This is a genomic window from Pseudomonas sp. W22_MBD1_FP4 (assembly GCF_052113765.1).
Taxonomy (GTDB): domain Bacteria; phylum Pseudomonadota; class Gammaproteobacteria; order Pseudomonadales; family Pseudomonadaceae; genus Aquipseudomonas; species Aquipseudomonas sivasensis.
Window position 1 is genome coordinate 62,772 of record NZ_JBGQOI010000008.1, and the last position, 18,178, is coordinate 80,949.

General features: G+C 58.1%; 15 protein-coding genes and 1 pseudogene. 9 read left to right on the forward strand and 7 right to left on the reverse strand.

The genetic code is table 11. The annotated features are described in order from the left end of the window. The first annotated feature begins 48 nt into the window (after positions 1 to 48). Positions 49 to 1,476, forward strand: coding sequence for an exodeoxyribonuclease I (gene sbcB / locus ACEN2T_RS12470; protein WP_442116807.1), 1,428 nt, complete (start codon positions 49 to 51; stop codon positions 1,474 to 1,476). Between the two features lie 89 nt (positions 1,477 to 1,565). On the opposite strand, the gene mvaT is transcribed toward sbcB, so the two are convergent. Next, complete coding sequence (mvaT, locus tag ACEN2T_RS12475) at positions 1,566 to 1,940, reverse strand: histone-like nucleoid-structuring protein MvaT (protein ID WP_198760571.1); 375 nt, start codon at positions 1,938 to 1,940, stop codon at positions 1,566 to 1,568. 350 nt (positions 1,941 to 2,290) lie between these two features. Here mvaT and purU point away from each other — a divergent pair, with 350 nt between their 5' ends. Continuing rightward, positions 2,291 to 3,139 (forward strand): formyltetrahydrofolate deformylase, encoded by an 849-nt coding sequence (gene purU / locus ACEN2T_RS12480; RefSeq protein WP_442116808.1) that lies wholly within the window; start codon positions 2,291 to 2,293, stop codon positions 3,137 to 3,139. 86 nt (positions 3,140 to 3,225) lie between these two features. After that, the gene (locus ACEN2T_RS12485; RefSeq protein ID WP_442116809.1) at positions 3,226 to 3,396 is read left to right on the forward strand and encodes a hypothetical protein; all 171 of its coding nucleotides are present in this window, start codon (positions 3,226 to 3,228) and stop codon (positions 3,394 to 3,396) included. A gap of 6 nt (positions 3,397 to 3,402) precedes the next feature. Here ACEN2T_RS12485 and ACEN2T_RS12490 read toward each other — a convergent pair whose 3' ends face one another. Together ACEN2T_RS12490 and ACEN2T_RS12495 are read right to left on the reverse strand one after the other, a co-directional pair. Continuing rightward, positions 3,403 to 4,167 carry a methyl-accepting chemotaxis protein gene (locus tag ACEN2T_RS12490; RefSeq protein WP_371260758.1) on the reverse strand — a complete coding sequence of 255 codons (765 nt, stop codon included), beginning with the start codon at positions 4,165 to 4,167 and terminating at the stop codon, positions 3,403 to 3,405. Between the two features lie 93 nt (positions 4,168 to 4,260). Beyond that, a pseudogene (locus ACEN2T_RS12495) lies at positions 4,261 to 5,292 on the reverse strand (HAMP domain-containing protein); the annotation flags it as partial. A 190-nt stretch (positions 5,293 to 5,482) separates the two neighbouring features. Here ACEN2T_RS12495 and ACEN2T_RS12500 point away from each other — a divergent pair. Continuing rightward, entirely contained in the window at positions 5,483 to 6,961 is a 1,479-nt protein-coding gene (locus ACEN2T_RS12500; protein WP_032891084.1) for a helicase HerA-like domain-containing protein, read from the forward strand. A gap of 4 nt (positions 6,962 to 6,965) precedes the next feature. Here ACEN2T_RS12500 and ACEN2T_RS12505 read toward each other — a convergent pair whose 3' ends face one another. Then, on the reverse strand, positions 6,966 to 7,421 hold the full coding sequence (locus tag ACEN2T_RS12505) for a DUF721 domain-containing protein (RefSeq protein WP_032890886.1): 456 nt from the start codon (positions 7,419 to 7,421) through the stop codon (positions 6,966 to 6,968). 294 nt (positions 7,422 to 7,715) lie between these two features. On the opposite strand from ACEN2T_RS12505, the gene secA reads away from it, so the two are divergent. From secA to ACEN2T_RS12520, 3 genes are all read left to right on the forward strand, one after another. Continuing rightward, positions 7,716 to 10,451: a preprotein translocase subunit SecA gene (gene secA / locus ACEN2T_RS12510; RefSeq protein ID WP_032890888.1), complete on the forward strand. Its 2,736-nt coding sequence runs from the start codon at positions 7,716 to 7,718 to the stop codon at positions 10,449 to 10,451. A 123-nt stretch (positions 10,452 to 10,574) separates the two neighbouring features. After that, positions 10,575 to 11,792 carry a bifunctional glutamate N-acetyltransferase/amino-acid acetyltransferase ArgJ gene (argJ, locus tag ACEN2T_RS12515; RefSeq protein WP_032890890.1) on the forward strand — a complete coding sequence of 406 codons (1,218 nt, stop codon included), beginning with the start codon at positions 10,575 to 10,577 and terminating at the stop codon, positions 11,790 to 11,792. 18 nt (positions 11,793 to 11,810) lie between these two features. Beyond that, the gene (locus tag ACEN2T_RS12520; RefSeq protein WP_032890892.1) at positions 11,811 to 12,755 is read left to right on the forward strand and encodes a Nudix family hydrolase; all 945 of its coding nucleotides are present in this window, start codon (positions 11,811 to 11,813) and stop codon (positions 12,753 to 12,755) included. A 77-nt stretch (positions 12,756 to 12,832) separates the two neighbouring features. Here ACEN2T_RS12520 and ACEN2T_RS12525 read toward each other — a convergent pair whose 3' ends face one another. The 3 genes from ACEN2T_RS12525 to ACEN2T_RS12535 are packed head-to-tail and all read right to left on the reverse strand — an operon-like array spanning position 12,833 to position 16,414. Then, positions 12,833 to 13,411, reverse strand: coding sequence for a cob(I)yrinic acid a,c-diamide adenosyltransferase (locus ACEN2T_RS12525; RefSeq protein WP_095185765.1), 579 nt, complete (start codon positions 13,409 to 13,411; stop codon positions 12,833 to 12,835). 2 nt (positions 13,412 to 13,413) lie between these two features. Further along, positions 13,414 to 15,450, reverse strand: a complete 2,037-nt coding sequence (locus ACEN2T_RS12530) for a sensor histidine kinase (protein ID WP_286819482.1) — start codon at positions 15,448 to 15,450, stop codon at positions 13,414 to 13,416. Positions 15,451 to 15,496: 46 nt separating this feature from the next. Continuing rightward, complete coding sequence (locus tag ACEN2T_RS12535; RefSeq protein WP_032890897.1) at positions 15,497 to 16,414, reverse strand: putative 2-dehydropantoate 2-reductase; 918 nt, start codon at positions 16,412 to 16,414, stop codon at positions 15,497 to 15,499. A 123-nt stretch (positions 16,415 to 16,537) separates the two neighbouring features. Here ACEN2T_RS12535 and ACEN2T_RS12540 point away from each other — a divergent pair, with 123 nt between their 5' ends. Next, complete coding sequence (locus ACEN2T_RS12540) at positions 16,538 to 17,023, forward strand: YajQ family cyclic di-GMP-binding protein (protein WP_003175814.1); 486 nt, start codon at positions 16,538 to 16,540, stop codon at positions 17,021 to 17,023. Positions 17,024 to 17,159: 136 nt separating this feature from the next. Beyond that, on the forward strand, positions 17,160 to 17,999 hold the full coding sequence (locus tag ACEN2T_RS12545) for a mechanosensitive ion channel family protein (RefSeq protein ID WP_032890899.1): 840 nt from the start codon (positions 17,160 to 17,162) through the stop codon (positions 17,997 to 17,999). Positions 18,000 to 18,178 lie beyond the last annotated feature (179 nt).

Here is an 18,178-nt window from a genome sequence, read left to right on the forward strand (position 1 = left end):
CAGGGCTCAACGCCTAGACTTTGTGGATCTTCAGCACAGGAATAGCCCGTGACCTCCATTTTCTGGTACGACTACGAAACCACCGGCATCAACCCGCGTAGCGATCGACCGCTCCAGGTAGCTGGCATTCGTACGGATCTCGAACTGAACGAGGTCGGCCCACCGGTCAACATTTACTGCCAGCCCAGCGACGATATTCTGCCCCATCCCGCCGCCTGTGCCATTACCGGGATCACCCCTGCCATTCTGGCCGAAAAGGGCCTGGCCGAGGCTGATTTCATGACTCGCGTACATGCCGAACTGGCGGCTCCGGGGACGTGCGGTGCCGGCTATAACACGTTGCGGTTTGACGATGAAATGACGCGCTACAGCCTGTATCGCAATTTTTTCGACCCTTATGCGCGCGAATGGCAGGGCGGTAATAGTCGTTGGGACTTGATCGACGTGGTTCGCACCGCTTATGCCCTGCGCCCGGAAGGTATCGAGTGGCCGCAGCAGGACGGGCGCGTGACCCTCAAGCTTGAGCGTCTGACTGCCGCCAATGGTATCGACCATGGTCAGGCCCACGATGCGTTATCCGACGTGCGCGCCACAATCGCCCTGGCTCGATTGGTGCGCGAGAAACAGCCCAAGCTTTATGATTGGCTGTTTCAACTACGCAGCAAACAACGGGTAATGGACCAAGTGCGATTGCTGCAACCGATGGTGCATATCTCCGGGCGGTTTTCCGCCGAACGTCATTACTTGGGCATTGTGCTGCCCCTGGCCTGGCACCCGCGCAACCGCAACGCGCTGATTGTCTGCGACCTTGGGCTCGATCCTCAGGGGCTGCTGGATATGGATGCCGACATTTTGCGTCGACGCTTGTACACCCGCCGTGATGAGCTCGCAGAAGGTGAGTTGCCGGTACCGCTCAAACTGGTGCATATCAACCGCTGCCCCGTGGTTGCGCCCTTGAACGTACTGCGGGTCGAAGATCGTGAGCGCCTGCAATTGGACATGAATGTTTTCCAGTCACGGGCTCTGCGGCTAACTGACGCACAGGAACTTTGGCTCGATAAATTGGCAGTTATTTACGGCGAGGAAGGCTTTGCACCGAGTGTCGATCCCGAACAGCAGCTTTACGAGGGTTTTATCGGGGATCGTGATCGACGGTTATGTGAGCAAATTCGCGTGGCTGAACCTGCGCAATTAGCTCGTCAGCAGTGGCCTTTTGATGATCACCGTCTGCCTGAATTATTGTTTCGCTACCGGGCGCGTAACTTCCCCGATACGTTGAACAGCGAAGAGCTACAACGCTGGAAATTTTTCTGTCAGCAACGTTTGTCAAATTCCGAATTTGGCGCACCGAATACCCTTGAGGCATTTAATCAAGCGCGACTGGAGTTGATGGTTAGTGCGACGCCGTTTCAGCAGCAGGTGCTGGAGCAATGGCAGGAATATGCCGACTCTTTAGCTGCTCGTATGGACCTGTGATAGAGGTTTGTAAAAAATACGATCAATAAAAAACGCCAGCATGCTGGCGTTTTTAATGGGTCGCGCATCAGGCGCAGACCTGGTGAAGCTTAGCCCAGCAGGGTAGCCCAACCTTCAACCACGTCACCGCCCCACTTGGCTTTCCACTCTTTCAGAGTTTTGTGGTTGCCACCTTTGGTTTCAATCACTTCGCCGTTGTGCGGGTTTTTGTATTGTTTGACTTTGCGAGCACGTTTGGTGCCGGTAGTTTTCACAGTGCCACGTGGAGCTTTAACTTTCGACTCTGGGTCCAGCAGCGCGATGATGTCACGCAGGGATTTGGAGTACTCACCCATGAGGGTGCGCAGTTTGCCTTCGAATTCCAGCTCGGTTTTCAGTTTGTCGTCTTGGGACAGGTTCTTCAAACGAGCTTGCAGCTCTTTGATAGCTTCTTCGGTGGCGCGGTATTCGTTGATCAGAGACATGTGGACTACCTTATGTAGAACGCTGATTGACAGGGATAGTGGCCTAATAATAGTCAGGCGATTTGCTCAAGTAAACATTTAAGACTGCATTTAGGTGAATTACTTTGAATGTTTGTGAATGCGCTATGCAATCGAGTTAATTAAGTAGGTGATGCACCTGAAGATAATGCCGTTAATTTTTTGTATAACTGCGTCAGCCTGCGCTGTTCGTTCATATAGGGGTGGTAAAACCATACGCTATTAAGGGATGTGCCTCGGGGGCGGATCAGAATAAGGCTCATTGAATACTGCAGTTTTTCTGCACAATCGCTAGAATGGCGGCCTTTGCGAAGTTCTGGAGTTTCCCCCTAATGCGCACTTTTCGGCTGGTGATTGCTTGCCCGGACCGGGTCGGCATCGTTGCCAAGGTCAGTAATTTTCTGGCCTCCCATAACGGCTGGATTACTGAGGCGAGCCATCACTCGGACAATCTCAGCGGTTGGTTCTTCATGCGTCACGAAATTCGTGCCGACACACTGCCCTTTGGCCTTGAGGCTTTTCGCGAGGCATTTGCGCCAATCGCTGAAGAGTTCTCGATGACTTGGCATATCACCGACACCGAGCAGAAGAAGCGCGTGGTGTTGATGGCAAGCCGCGAATCTCACTGCCTGGCCGACTTGCTGCACCGCTGGCACAGTGACGAACTGGACTGCGAGATCGCGTGCGTAATCTCAAACCATGACGACCTGCGCAGCATGGTCGAGTGGCATGGCATCCCTTACTACCATGTGCCGGTCAACCCTCAGGACAAGGAGCCTGCATTCGCCGAGGTTTCTCGCCTGGTGAAGCAGCATGAGGCTGACGTGGTGGTGCTGGCGCGCTACATGCAGATCCTGCCGCCGGAACTGTGCCGCGAATACGCCGGCAAGGTGATCAACATTCACCATAGCTTCCTGCCGTCGTTTGTGGGGGCCAAGCCTTACCATCAGGCGTCTCTGCGTGGCGTGAAGTTGATCGGTGCAACTTGCCATTACGTCACCGAAGAGCTGGATGCCGGCCCGATCATCGAGCAGGACGTAGTGCGTGTCAGCCATAGCGACAGCATCGAGGACATGGTGCGCTTCGGTCGCGATGTCGAGAAGATGGTGCTGGCCCGTGGCCTGCGTTACCACCTGGAAAACCGCGTGCTGGTGCACGGCAACAAGACCGTCGTGTTCTGATCAAGCCGTTTTGATTGAAGAAAAAAGGGCCTGGGCGTTAAATCGTTGCAGGCCCTTTTTCTTTGTCTGTCGTTGAGGATTGATCGATGAGTGACCCACTGGAAAAAGCCACCTCCAAAGCACCATCGACACTAGGTGAGGGGTGCTTGAGCCGTTACGACCCGGAGGATCTGGACAGTGAGGACGGCACCGAATTTCCCGGTGCCGCCGAGTTATGGGAACGCGAGCAGGCCAAGTTAGATCCCGCCGCAAAATAAAGCGAATCAGATCCGGAAGCTGCCCACCAATTGTTTCAACCGCGCCGCTTGCTGTTCCAGGTCGGAGCACGCGCGCAGGGTCGATTGCAGGTTTTCCACGCCTTCCTGATTGAGGGTGTTGATTTCAGTGATGTCCATGTTGATCGACTCCACGACCGAGGTCTGCTCCTCAGTGGCAGTCGCCACCGACTGGTTCATGCCGTCGATTTCCCCAATACGTTGGGTGACGCTGTTAAGACGCTCACCGGCCAGGTTAGCGATTTCCACGCTGTCATGACTGTGTCGCTGGCTTTCGCTCATGGTGCTGACCGACTCCCGGGCGCCGACCTGAAGTTCCTCAATCATCTTTTGTACTTGTTGCGCCGATTCCTGGGTGCGGTGTGCCAGGTTGCGCACTTCGTCGGCGACGACTGCAAACCCGCGTCCTGCTTCACCGGCACGTGCCGCTTCAATCGCAGCGTTCAGTGCCAGCAGGTTGGTTTGCTGGGAAATGCTGGTGATCACTTCGAGAATCTGGCCGATGTTCACTGTCTTGCTGTTAAGCGCTTCTATATTGCTGCTGGAGGCGCTGATCATCGCGGACAACTCAGTCATCGCCTTGATATTGCGCTCAACCACCTGTTGACCGTCTTCGGCCAAATGCCGCGCATCGCTGGCCTGGTTGGAGGCTTGCGCGGCGTTACGCGCGATTTCCTGAGCTGCGGCGCCCAGTTCATTGATGGCAGCAGCCACGCTGTTGGTGCGGTTGGCCTGTTCGTCGGAGTTGACCATCGACGAGTTGGATGCGCTGACAACCCGCAGTGCTACTTCATTCACCTGCTCGGTGGCCGAGGACACTTCGCGGATGGACGTGTGAATACGCTCTACGAAGCTGTTGAAGGCATTACCCAGGATGCCGAACTCATCGTGGTTCTGGATGGTCAGGCGACGCGTCAGGTCACCTTCGCCGTCGGCGATGTCCTGCATGGCGCGGGTCATCACATGCAGCGGTTGCAGCAGGACGCGAATCAGCATGCCCAGCAGGGCAATGATGATCACTACGGCAATGATCGTGGCGATCACCGCTGAGGTGCGAAATTCGCTGAGCATGGCGAAGGATTTGTCTTTATCCACCGAAATACCCAGGTACCAGTTCACCGACGGCAGGCCTTTGATCGGTGTGAAGGTCACGATGTTGTCCTTGCCATTGGCTTGAACTTCACTGAAGTCGCCGCTGATCTTCGGCGTGTTTTTTGGATACATGTCGGCCAGGGTTTTCATCACCAGGCCTTTGTCCGGGTGTACCAGCACTTTGCCGTCGGCGCTGACCAGGAACGCGTAGCCCATGCCACCGAAGTTCAGCGCGCCAATGTTATCCACCAGGGTTTGCAGGCTCAGGTCGCCGCCCACCACGCCAATGCTCTGGCCGCCTTTGGCGCTGGGGGTGGCGATGGAAATGATCAATTGACCTGTAGCGGCGTCGATATACGGCTCGGTCAGCGTCGAGCCGTTGCTGCTCTGGGCGCCCTTGTACCAGGGGCGAACACGTGGGTCGAAGCCATCCGGCATCTTGGTGTCGGGGCGGATGGTGAAGGCCCCTTTGCTGTCACCAACGTAGGTTGCCATGAAGGACGACGTCAGGGTTTTCTGTTCCAGCAGGCTGGCAACGGTCGAAGGCTCAGGGTTGATAGCGATGTTTTGTGCAGCGTTTTCCACCAGCGCAATACGCCCGGTGAGCCAGGTTTGAATGTTGCTTGCGGTGACATCGCCCATTTCGTGCAGGTAGCTGTTGAGGTCTTCACGAATGGCGTTACGTTGCAGGTAGTCGTTGTAGAGGGTGAATAGAGCGAAGGCCGCGATGACGATAAGGGAGGCTGCAAGCAGGATCTTGTGGCTGAAACGCAGATTTTTATTCATAGCTTGAAGGGTCCGCTAAGGTCTTAATATCCAAAGCGCGTCCTTGTGGAACACGCGGAAGGGTAGCGTAAAAAAAGTTTGATATTTCCGTTGGTCCCTGTAGGAGATATCTGAGCGATTTTTAGACTTTATGGGTCTCACATCTCTCTTATCGACCTGGCGGCACTAAAGATTAACCATGGGTGACGAAATGCCTGACTCCACACAACTTCTTATCGGTGCCGGTCTTGATGGCCAGCCAATTGCCCAGGCCATGCGCCTTGCCAACCGCCACGGGTTGATCGCCGGCGCCACGGGCACAGGCAAGACCGTCACGTTGCAACGCCTGGCCGAAGCCTTCAGTGATGCGGGCGTCGCGGTATTTGCGGCTGATATCAAAGGCGACCTCTGTGGCCTGGGTGCCGCCGCCAACCCTCAGGGCAAGGTTGCCGAGCGTATTGCCGGGATGCCTTTCCTTAATTACACGGCCAAGGCTTACCCCGTCACGCTGTGGGATATCCACGGGCAGTCCGGTCATCCGTTGCGTACCACCATCAGTGAGATGGGGCCGTTGTTGCTTGGCAGTTTGTTGGAGCTGACTGACAGCCAGCAGTCGGCCCTTTACGCCGCATTCAAGGTGGCGGATCGCGAAGGCCTATTGCTGCTGGATCTCAAGGATCTCAAGGCACTTCTCAATCACCTTCGCTACCACCCGGAACTGCTTGGCGAAGACGCGGCGCTGATGACCACAGGCTCCAGTCAGGCGCTGTTGCGGCGCTTGGCTGTCTTGGAACAGCAGGGTGCCGAGGCGTTGTTTGGTGAGCCGGCCTTGCAGCTTGAAGACATCTTGCAGCCCACAGGCGATGGGCGCGGACGTATTCACTTGTTGGACGCTAGCCGCCTGGTGCATGAAGCGCCGAAGGTGTATGCGACCTTCCTGTTGTGGCTGTTGGCAGAATTGTTCGAACAACTTCCGGAGCGCGGTGATGCGGACAAACCGCTGCTGGCGCTGTTCTTCGACGAAGCGCATCTCTTGTTTGCCGACACTCCCAAGGCTTTGCAAGATCGCTTGGAGCAAGTGGTGCGGCTGATTCGTTCCAAGGGGGTGGGGGTGTATTTCGTCACTCAATCGCCGGGCGACTTGCCGGATACCGTGCTGGCGCAACTCGGTTTACGGGTGCAGCACGGCCTGCGGGCGTTCACCACGAAAGAGCAGAAATCCTTGCGGGCGGTAGCGGACGGCTTCCGCCCCAACCCGACATTCGATGCGTTATCGGTTTTGACTGAGCTGGGCACCGGTGAGGCATTGGTGGGTACGCTGCAGGAAAAAGGCACGCCGGAGGTCGTTCAGCGCGTATTGGTCGCGCCGCCGCAATCGCGCATCGGGCCGCTCAGTGCGGCAGAGCGTGCCGCATTGGTGGCCACTTCACCGTTGCAGGGTCGCTATGACAAGCCGATTGATCGGGAGTCCGCCTATGAAGTGTTGATGGCGCGCAAGGAGCTTGGGCCTAACGAAGAGCCTCGGCAGGGCGCCGAGGAGCCCAGCTTCACGGACAAAGCTGGGGCGTTCCTTGGAACAACCGCAGGCAAGGCGCTGAAGTCAGCGATGCAGCAGGCGGCCAACCAGATGGGGCGTCAATTGGTGCGTGGTTTGTTGGGGTCTTTGCTGGGCGGCAGTAAGCGCAAGTAGTGCCTCAGGCCTTGGGCTTGCCATGGGCGGCCAAGCGCTCAAGCGCGGCGCGCAAGCCTGGATCGTTGATGCCGTCGGCCGTGGCCTGAATCGTCTCGGCCGCATGCTCCGACAGGTCCAGAGTGTGTCCGACTGCGCCTTGCTGCACGGTCGGTGGCTGTACCTTGAACTGGATACGCGTCAAGCTGGCGAACTCATCGAATGCCATCAATTGACGCTGCAGGCGTTTTTGCTGATAGCGCAAACGGGTCGCCCAATGACCGTCGGTGACAATCAATAGCAAATTACCTTCACGCCACGACGCCACGTGGCAATGCTCGCGGGCGGCGGGTTGTAGTTGGCTTTCGAGCAGGCGTTGCAAATGGCCCAAGCGTTGCGCATGGCCAAAGATGGCTTTCAGCGGCTTGGCTTCGCGAAGCAACACGCTGGGCGCGCGGGCTGTAAGAGGGCGAAATGCCATGATTGGACACCTTAAGTAACAGAGCGGCCATCTTAGCAGAATGCGTCTGCGCGGCCCCTGACAATGCATTGCCGGGCGGTTTCCCAGGAAATCAATCGGCTCCATGGGTTGAAGTTCGCGCAAAAGCCCTTATTTTAAACAAGCCCTCTCACAGCACCATGCCAGCATCGGGGAACAACGCCACTTTCCTCACCCACGATTCCGGGTAGAATGCGCGTTCGCATGCGGCCGTGAGGGCTGCTCGGGCCACTCACGGTGCGCCCTCCATCCCTATGTGTGGAAGAACCTGCCGATATGTTTGCGCCTTTGTTAAAGAAACTTTTTGGAAGCAAGAATGAGCGCGAAGTCAAACGCATGCTCAAGACGGTGCAGCTGGTCAATGCCTTCGAAGAGCAGATGGTTGCCCTGTCGGACGAGCAATTGCGCGCCAAGACCCAAGAGTTCAAGGCCCGCATAGCCAAAGGTGAAACCCTCGACAAGCTGCTTCCCGAAGCCTTTGCGGTTGCCCGTGAAGCCGGTAAGCGTGTCATGGGCATGCGCCACTTCGACGTCCAGTTGATCGGCGGTATGACCTTGCATGAAGGCATGATTGCCGAAATGCGTACCGGTGAAGGCAAGACCCTGGTAGCTACTCTGGGTGTTTACCTCAACGCACTGTCCGGCAAGGGCGTGCACGTTGTGACAGTGAACGACTACCTGGCTCGCCGGGACGCCAACTGGATGCGCCCGCTGTATGAATATCTCGGCCTGACCGTCGGCGTAGTAACGCCGTTCCAGCCGCCGGAAGAGAAGCGCGCGGCTTACGCGTGCGACATTACCTACGGCACCAACAACGAATTCGGTTTCGACTACCTGCGCGACAACATGGCGTTCAGCATGGATGAAAAATTCCAGCGTGAACTCAACTTTGCCGTGATCGACGAAGTCGACTCCATTCTCATCGACGAAGCCCGTACCCCACTGATCATCTCCGGCCAGGCCGAAGACAGCTCGCGCCTGTACACCGAGATCAACAAGTTGATCCCGCGTCTGGAGCAGCACATCGAAGAAGTGGAAGGCGTTGTGACCAAAGAAGGTCACTTCTCCATCGACGAGAAGACCCGCCAGGTCGAACTCAACGAAGCCGGTCACCAGTTCGTCGAAGACATGCTGACCCAGATCGGCCTGCTGGCTGAAGGCGAGAGCCTGTACTCGGCGCACAACCTGGGCCTGTTGACCCACGTGTATGCGGGCCTGCGCGCCCACAAGCTGTTCCATCGCAACGTCGAATACATTGTGCAAGATGGCCAAGTGGTATTGGTTGACGAACACACCGGCCGTACCATGCCGGGTCGTCGTCTGTCCGAAGGCCTGCACCAGGCCATCGAAGCCAAGGAAATGCTCAACATTCAGGCCGAAAGCCAGACGTTGGCCTCCACCACCTTCCAGAACTACTTCCGTCTGTATAACAAACTGTCCGGCATGACCGGTACTGCGGACACCGAAGCGTTCGAATTCCATCAGATCTACAACCTGGCCGTGATGGTGATCCCACCGAACAAGCCGCTGGCGCGTAAAGATTTCAATGACCTGGTGTTCCTGACCGCCGAAGAGAAGTACGCGGCGATCATCAACGACATCAAGGACGGCATGGCCCAGGGCCGCCCGATTCTGGTGGGTACCGCCACCATCGAGACTTCCGAGCACGTGTCTAACCTGCTCAACAAGGAAGGTATCGAGCACAAGGTTCTTAACGCCAAGTTCCACGAAAAAGAAGCTGAGATCATTGCCCAGGCCGGTCGCCCAGGCGCACTGACTATCGCCACCAACATGGCCGGTCGTGGTACTGACATCCTGTTGGGCGGTAACTGGGAAGTGGAAGTCGCCTCCCTGGACAACCCTACCCCTGAGCAGATCGCCCAGATCAAGGCTGACTGGCAGAAACGTCACCAGGCCGTGCTCGAATCCGGTGGTTTGCAGGTGATCGCGTCCGAGCGTCACGAATCGCGCCGTATCGACAACCAACTGCGTGGTCGTGCCGGCCGTCAGGGTGACGCCGGTTCCAGCCGCTTCTACCTGTCTCTGGAAGACAGCCTGATGCGCATCTTCGCCTCGGATCGGGTGAAGAACTTCATGAAAGCCTTGGGTATGCAGTCCGGTGAAGCGATCGAGCACCGTATGGTGACCAACGCCATCGAGAAGGCCCAGCGCAAGGTTGAAGGCCGTAACTTCGATATTCGTAAGCAACTGCTTGAGTTCGATGACGTCAACAACGAACAGCGTAAAGTGATTTATCACATGCGTAACACGTTGCTGGCCGCTGACAACATTGGCGAGACCATCGCCGATTTCCGTCAGGACGTGCTCAACGCGACCGTCAGTGCACACATCCCGCCACAGTCCCTGCCAGAGCAGTGGGATGTTGCTGGTCTGGAAGCCGCGTTGAAGAGCGACTTCGGTGTCGACTTGCCGGTCCAGCAATGGCTCGACGAAGACGATCACCTGTACGAGGAGACGCTGCGCGAGAAGCTGATGGCCGAGCTGCTGGCCGCGTACAACGAGAAAGAAGAGCAGGCGAGTGCCGAAGCACTGCGCACCTTCGAGAAACAAATCGTACTGCGCGTGCTGGACGACCTGTGGAAAGACCACCTGTCGACCATGGACCACCTGCGTCACGGCATCCACCTGCGTGGTTACGCCCAGAAGAACCCGAAGCAAGAGTACAAGCGCGAGTCTTTCACGCTGTTCTCCGAGTTGCTGGATTCGATCAAGCGCGATTCGATTCGCGTGCTGTCCCACGTTCAGGTGCGCCGCGAAGACCCGATCGAGGAAGAAGCTCGCCTGCGTCAGGAGGCCGAGGCACTGGCTGCGCGCATGCAGTTCCAGCACGACGAAGCGCCGGGTCTGGAAGCGCCTGAGGTGTTGGGCGAAGAGGTCGATGTGGCCTTGGCTCAGGCGCCGGTTCGCAATGACCAGAAGCTGGGCCGCAACGAACTGTGCTACTGCGGTTCGGGCAAGAAATTCAAACACTGCCACGGCCAGATCGAATAAGATTTTCGCCTGACGCTGCAATACCTAGCGCCGCGACCGGCCTCTGCCGTCGCGGCGTTTTGCCATTAATTTCACCGTCGATCACGACGGCACAGACATCATTTATCTTTAAGGAGCGCGTTCATGGCTGTTGGTCTTGGTCCTTTGCCCACATTGCACCCGGTTGCCGGTTTTGAGCTCGGTATCGCGTCGGCCGGCATCAAGCGCCCGGGGCGCAAGGATGTGGTGGTGATGCGCTGTGCCGAAGGTTCGACCGTCGCCGGTGTTTTCACCCTCAACGCCTTCTGTGCCGCTCCGGTGATCCTGGCCAAGCAGCGCGTCGCCGGCTCCATCCGTTACCTGCTGACTAACACTGGCAATGCCAACGCAGGCACCGGTGAGCCTGGTCTGGTCGCTGCTGCGCGTACGTGCGCCAAGCTGGCCCAGTTGACTGGCGTGGATGCCAGCCAAGTGTTGCCTTACTCCACCGGTGTCATCGGCGAGCCGCTGCCGGTTGAGAAAATCGAAGGCGCCTTGCAGGCCGCGTTGGACGACCTGTCTGTGGATAACTGGGCGGCCGCCGCCACTGGCATCATGACCACGGACACTTTGCCGAAAGGCGCGAGCCGTCAGTTCGTGCACGACGGCGTGACCGTCACCGTGACCGGTATCAGTAAAGGCGCGGGCATGATCCGCCCGAACATGGCAACCATGCTCGGCTACATTGCTACCGACGCCAAAGTTTCCCGCGACGTGCTGCACAGCCTGATCCTCGACGGCGCCAACAAGTCGTTCAACCGCATTACCATCGATGGCGATACCTCGACCAACGATTGCTGCATGCTGATCGCTACCGGCAAAGCTGATCTGCCGGAAATTACCGAGGCCAGCGGCCCGCTGTTCGCGGCATTGAAGCAGGCTGTGTTCGAAGTGTGCATGGACGTGGCCCAGGCCATCGTGCGTGACGGCGAAGGCGCCACCAAGTTCGTGACGGTTGAAGTCAACGGCGGCGGCAATCACCAGGAATGCCTGGATGTCGGCTACACCGTGGCCCACTCGCCGCTGATCAAGACGGCACTGTTCGCCTCCGACCCCAACTGGGGCCGCATCCTCGCCGCCGTTGGCCGTGCTGGTGTGCCGGATCTGGACGTGAGCAAGATCGACGTGTTCCTCGGTGACGTGTGCATCGCCAGCCGTGGCGCCCGTGCCGAGAGCTATACCGAAGCACAGGGCTCGGCGGTGATGCAGCAGGAAGAAATCACCATCCGCATCGAGTTGGGCCGCGGCGATTGCAGCGAAACCATCTGGACCACCGATCTGTCCCACGAGTACGTGAAGATCAACGCGGAATACCGTACCTGATAGAAGAGGATAACCGCGGTGAAACGAGTGCATGTAGCAGCAGCGGTGATCCGCGGTGTCGACGGCAGGATCCTGCTGGCGCGCCGCGCGGATACCCAGCATCAGGGCGGTCTCTGGGAGTTTCCCGGTGGCAAGGTGGAGGCCGGTGAGTCGGTCGCCACGGCCCTGTCCCGTGAATTACAGGAAGAACTGGGTATCCAGGTCGCCACGGCTCGGCCGTTGATCAAGGTGCAGCATGACTACCCGGACAAGCAGGTCTTGCTGGATGTCTGGGAAGTCTCGGCTTTTACCGGCGAGCCCCACGGTGTCGAAGGGCAACCCCTGGAATGGGTGGCGCCTCGGGATTTGCTCAACTACGAGTTCCCGGCCGCTAACGCTCCAATCGTTGCCGCCGCGCGCTTGCCTGCCGATTATCTGATCACCCCCGGCGAACTCGAAACCCCGACGCTGTTACGCGGTATTCAGAAGGCTGTCGCGGGCGGCATCAAGCTGGTCCAACTGCGTGCGCCGAACGGTTACGACCCCAAATACCGCGACCTCGCGGTAGATGCGGTGGGTCTGTGCGCTGGCAAGGCGCAGTTGATGCTTAAAGGACCGTTTGAATGGCTGGGGGATTTTCCTGCCGCCGGCTGGCACATGACCTCGGCGCAACTGCGCAAATACGCGAGCAAGGGCCGGCCGCTGCCGAAAGACCGTTGGTTGGCTGCTTCTTGCCACAACGCTGAAGAACTGGCGCTGGCAGAAATGATGGACGTGGATTTTGTCACGCTGTCGCCGGTGCAGCCGACCCAGACCCACCCTGATGCCCAGCCTTTGGGTTGGGAGCAGGCGGCAGAGTTGATCCGTGGGTTCAGCAAACCGGTGTTTCTGTTGGGTGGGGTTGGACCTGCTGATCGGGAACAGGCTTGGGAAGCTGGGGCTCAGGGTGTGGCGGGTATCAGGGCGTTCTGGCCACAAGTTTGAAGCTGCTCTGGCGGGCCTCATCGGGTGCGACGATTCGACTTGCCCCCGATCAGGCCCTGCCAGTCAGCGAATCATGATCAGTGTGGCTTAGCCGCCGCCTGCCACAAAATCTCCGCAATCCCCTGGCGCCTGGCAATCACCCGCGCCGCCACAAACAGCAAATCCGACAGCCGATTGATATACGCCAACCCCACTCCCTCTAACGGCTCCACCGCGTTGAGGTGCTGACAGCGCCGCTCCGCACTGCGCGCCAGGCTGCGACACACATGGGCCTGGGCGATCAACGCCGAGCCACCGGGCAGGATGAAGTTTTCCAGCGGCCCGACCTCTTCATTCCAGCGATCAATCGCGGCCTCCAGCCGATCCACTTCCGCTGCGTTCAGCGCCTTGTACACCGGCATCGCCAGCTCACCGCCGAGGTCGAATAATCGATGTTGGCATGGGGTCAGTACCTCGATCACATCTTTGAGTTCCGGATGCTTGCCACTCTGCTCTTCCAGGCCCGCCAGTAATAATCCCAGTTGGCTGTTCAGCGAATCGACTTCGCCGATGGCCTCAACTCGCGGGTGGTCCTTGGGTACACGGCGACCGTCGCCGAGGCCGGTTTCGCCTGTGTCTCCAGTACGGGTGTAAATCTTCGACAGGCGAAAGCCCATGGTCAGTGCTCCAGTTGGGTCAGTTCATTGGGCGGCAGTTGGCTGCCTGCCAAGGGTAAGCGCAGGGTAAAACAGGTGCCTTGACCGAGGGTGGAATGCACCTCCATCTGCCCTTTGTGGTTGTTGGTGACGATGAAGTACGAAACCGAAAGCCCAAGCCCAGTGCCCTGGCCGATCTCTTTGGTGGTGAAGAACGGCTCGAAAGTGCGTTTACGTACGTTCTCACTCATGCCGATACCGTTGTCTTCCACCTGAATCTCTGCCCACGGCGGGTTAAGACGTGTGCGCAGGATGATGCGCCCCGGTTCGCGATCGTCTTCACGCAGATGAATGGCCTGGGCTGCGTTTTTCAACAGGTTGAGCAGTACTTGTTCCAGCTCGTTGGCAGTGCCGGGCACCGGGCCCAATTGGGGGTCGAACTGACGAATGATCGCCTGGCCCTTGAAGTCGAAACCGATGGCCAGATCGAAGTCGTTACCGGCAATTTCCACGGCCTGGTCGATCAGCGCCGGCAGGTCGCAAGGCGCCATCTGCCGGTTGCTGCGGCGGCTGAAGCTGAGCATGTGAGTGACGATCTTGGCCGCTCGCGCACCGGCTTGCTGGATGCCATCCAGCAATTGTGGCACCTCACGGCCTTCCAGGTAGCGGTTGATCTTTTCCAGTTCGATACCTGCCTGCTCGGCGAATTCCAGGTTTTTGGGTAGGTCGGACGACAGCCGGCGCCGGATGTTCTGCACGTTATGCAGGATCGCCCCCAGCGGATTGTTGATCTCGTGAGCCATACCGGCGGCAAGCCCACCGACCGAGAGCATTTTTTCCGACTGCACCATCATTTCTTCCAGGGACAGGCGCTGAGTGATGTCGTCGATACGGATCACCACGCCCCGCCCGGCTCCGCCCATCAGAGGGTAGAAGGTCAGGGCGTAATGCTTGGGTTCATCATCCTTGATCCAGGTGACACGCTCGATGCGTTCTACCGTGTGCTGCTCCACCGTAGCCTTGATCTGCGGCAGGTACGGCTTGAGCGGTTGAAAAGCGAGGTAGATCGGCTGATTCAGCGCTTCATCCAGACGCGTACCGGAAAGCGCGCTGGCCTCCTGGTTCCACTGGGTGACGTAGAGTTGTTCGTCCAGGGCGATCAACGCCGAGGGCATCGAGTCGATGATGCTGTTCAGGTAGTTTTGAAAACCGGTGAGTTTTTTCTCGATCTTGCTGCGAACCTGGACTTCCAGCTCCAACTTTCGGTTGGTATGGCGTGTTTCTTCGGCCAGGCCTTGGGCTTGGTCGTAAGCGGCCTGGGAGTCGTCCCGTGCGCGCTTGAGCTGCTGTTCGCGAGCTTCGATACGCGACAGCATGGTGTTGAAGGCTTCGGCCAGGCTGCCGATTTCATCGCGGTTACCACGGCCGGCGCGCAGGGAGTAGTTCTCTTCGCGGGTTACTTGGCGCGACAGTTCTTCCAATTCGTGGATCGGCCGGGTAATCAGGCGCTTGATCTGCCGGGCGATGATCAGCCATAGCAGCACACTGAAAATCAGGATACCCAGGCTGGCCGTCAGCGTGCCGGTGTAGAAGGCCACCGGCAGTTCGCTGCTGGCCACCAGCAGCAAATGCCCGGAAGGCTGGCCTGCCCGGGGCAGGGTGATGATCTGGTTACTGCGAAACTCGGTAACACGCCACGCCTCGATATGCCGATAGTTGTCCGGCAAGTGCAGGCGATCACCGTGTTGCATCTGCGCCAGGCGGTTGCCTTCGCCGTCATACAGGGCAGCGGCGCGTAATGGCGAATAGCTGGTCAGCTCACTGAGCAGGGCATCGGCTTGGGCGGGGGATTCGAGCGCTTCGGCGGCGAGGCCCGGGTTGGATACCAGGCGACCGATGGCCTGCAACGCCTGAGGTGCCATGCTTTCCTGGGAAATCCAGTACGCGGCGCTGATAAAGGTCAGGTTGGCCACCAGCAATACGGTGGTCAACAACACCAACAGGGCGGCCAGCAGTTTCTGCCCAACCGGTAGATTTTCGAGGCGCTGGCGCAGCGGCATCAGGGTTATCCCAGGTGATAGACAGGCGGGCAGGGTAGCGCGTGGCTCAGTCGCGGGGCAATCCGCGTGCAACTAACTGATCAATCAAACGCACCTGCAACTGCTGCAAATGCGGCAGGTTCAATTGGTGGCGTGCGGCCGCCTGGCAAGCATAGCCCAACAGGTAACTGATTTCGGTGCGGCGAGCGTTGGCGACGTCCTGGTACATGGAGGAGTAGTTAGCGGCTGTGGCGTGGATCACCCGTTCCACTTCGTGTTGCAGGTCCAGCGCGGCGTCGGGTTGGCCGCAACATTCCAGCAGCTCACCGAGTTCAGCGCACAGGGTTGCCACTTCGCATTGATGGGTTTGCAGTTCTCCGTTGCGGCACTGGTAAAGCACGGTCAGCGGGTTAATCGCGCAATTGAGCGCGAGCTTGCGCCATAGCCTCGTAAGAATGTCGGTGCTCCATTCGTGGGGGATGCCGGCGGCGTGAAGGTCGTTCAGCCACAGCGGTGGGGCAGGGTGGGCTGCATCTCCCAGCCAGGTGTAGCCATGGCCTGCAAACACTACGCGCCAATCGCCGTCGCGAAACGCGCCTTCGGTGCTGGAGGCGAAGATGCAGCGTGCTTGGGGGAACTGAGCAACCACTGCGTCCTGGCTGCCAAGGCCGTTTTGCAAAAGGACCAGCTCGGCGTGTGGCGACAGGCGATGCTGCAAATGTGCGACGGCGCTCTGGGCGTCGTAGGCTTTGCACGCAACCAGCAGGCGATGAATCGGCTCGGGGTTGTCAGGCGTTTCGCCAATCACCGGATAAGTCTTTTCTATACCGTGTTCGACCAACGTCAGCCCCTTACCGGCCTGATAGCTGGCAAGGCGCGCCTTATCGCGCAGAATCATCCTCACGGGCAGGCCGGCGCGAGCCAAGCGCGTGGCCCAGAGTGTGCCCAGGCTGCCGGCGCCGAGAATATGCCAGGTGGTCGACATCAGTTTGTGCTCCGTAGGGTCGCCTGCGGTGAACGGGGCGAAAGAACCGCTATAATGCCCCGGCATTTTAGCTCGGGCGCGCTCCATCTCTACTGAACCCGCCCCTTATATTGGAGAAATCACATGCCTTCGTTCGACGTGGTATCTGAACTGGACAAACACGAAGTCACCAACGCCGTCGAGAACGCCGTCAAGGAGCTGGACCGTCGCTATGACCTGAAGGGCAAGGGCAGCTTCGAGTTCAAGGAAAAGGAACTGACCGTCAACCTGACCGCTGAAGCCGATTTCCAGCTGGAAGCGATGATCGAGATCCTCAAGCTGTCGCTGGTCAAGCGCAAGATCGATGCACAGTGCCTTGAAATCAAGGACGCCTACGCTTCCGGCAAGCTGATGAAGCAGGAAGCAGTGTTAAAGGAAGGCATCGATAAGGAGCTGGCGAAGAAGATCGTCGCCCATATCAAGGACGCCAAGCTGAAAGTCCAGGCGGCCATCCAAGGTGAGCAGGTTCGCGTCACTGGCAAGAAACGTGATGACCTGCAAGAGGCCATCGCTGCCCTGCGCGCCAAAACCTTCGACATGCCGCTGCAGTTCAATAACTTCCGCGACTGATGGCATTTTGGGGAACCAGCGGGCGATTTTGACGTCCCACGCCCCATAACCTGTGCCTGCACTTGAGCCCTACGGGGCTCATTTGCGTTTTTAGGCCGTCAATAAAGCCGCACATCCGCCAAACAGGAGACGATAGATGGATTTCAATGCTGAAGTGGATCACCTGATCAAGACCTCACAGTCGTGGATCCCGATGATCATGGAATACGGCAGCCGAGTACTACTGGCAGTGATCACCCTGGCCATTGGCTGGTGGCTGATCAACGTATTGACCCACCGTGTAGGTCGCTTGCTGGCTCTGCGTAACGCGGACCTGGCACTGCAACACTTCATCACCAGCCTGGCGAACATCGCGCTGAAGGTCATGCTGATTGTCAGTGTCGCGTCGATGATCGGCGTGGCGACTACCTCGTTCGTCGCGGCCATCGGTGCCGCGACCCTGGCCATTGGCCTGGCATTGCAGGGCAGCCTGGCCAACTTCGCCGGTGGCGTGCTGATTCTGTTGTTCCGCCCATTTCGCATTGGTGACTGGATCGAAGCGCAGGGCACCTCGGGCACTGTCGACAGCATCCAGATCTTCCACACCGTGCTGCGCACTGGCGACAACAAGACCGTGATCGTACCTAACGGCATCCTGTCCAACGGCATCATCACCAACACCAACCGTCAGCCGACCCGCAAGGTGGTGTTTGATGTGGGCGTGGATTATGACGCCGACCTGCAAAAAGCCCGTGACGTGCTTCTGGAACTGTCAAAAGATCCCCGTGTACTGACTGATCCTGCAGCGGTTGCGGTGGTCTCGACCTTGGGCGATAGCTCTATCACGGTTTCCCTGCGTTGCTGGACCAAAACCCCGGATTATTGGGATGTAGTCTTCATGCTCAATGAACTGGCGCGTGATCGTTTAAAGGCGGCGGGGATTGATATTCCGTTTCCGCAACGGGTTATTCGTGTGGTTCAGGAAGCGGCTGTGTAATCAGTTGCTTTATTAAATTGGCCGCTTGGTCAGCTATTGCTGTTAAAGACAAGGGGCTTCATGCCCCTTGTTTTTTGTCACTCCCCTTTGGCAACTATCAAGTTTTAATCGACGCCGAGTAACACAACTAGTAAGCCTAGGTTTTCTTAGTTAGCTTGCTATGTAAAATTGAAGCGCTT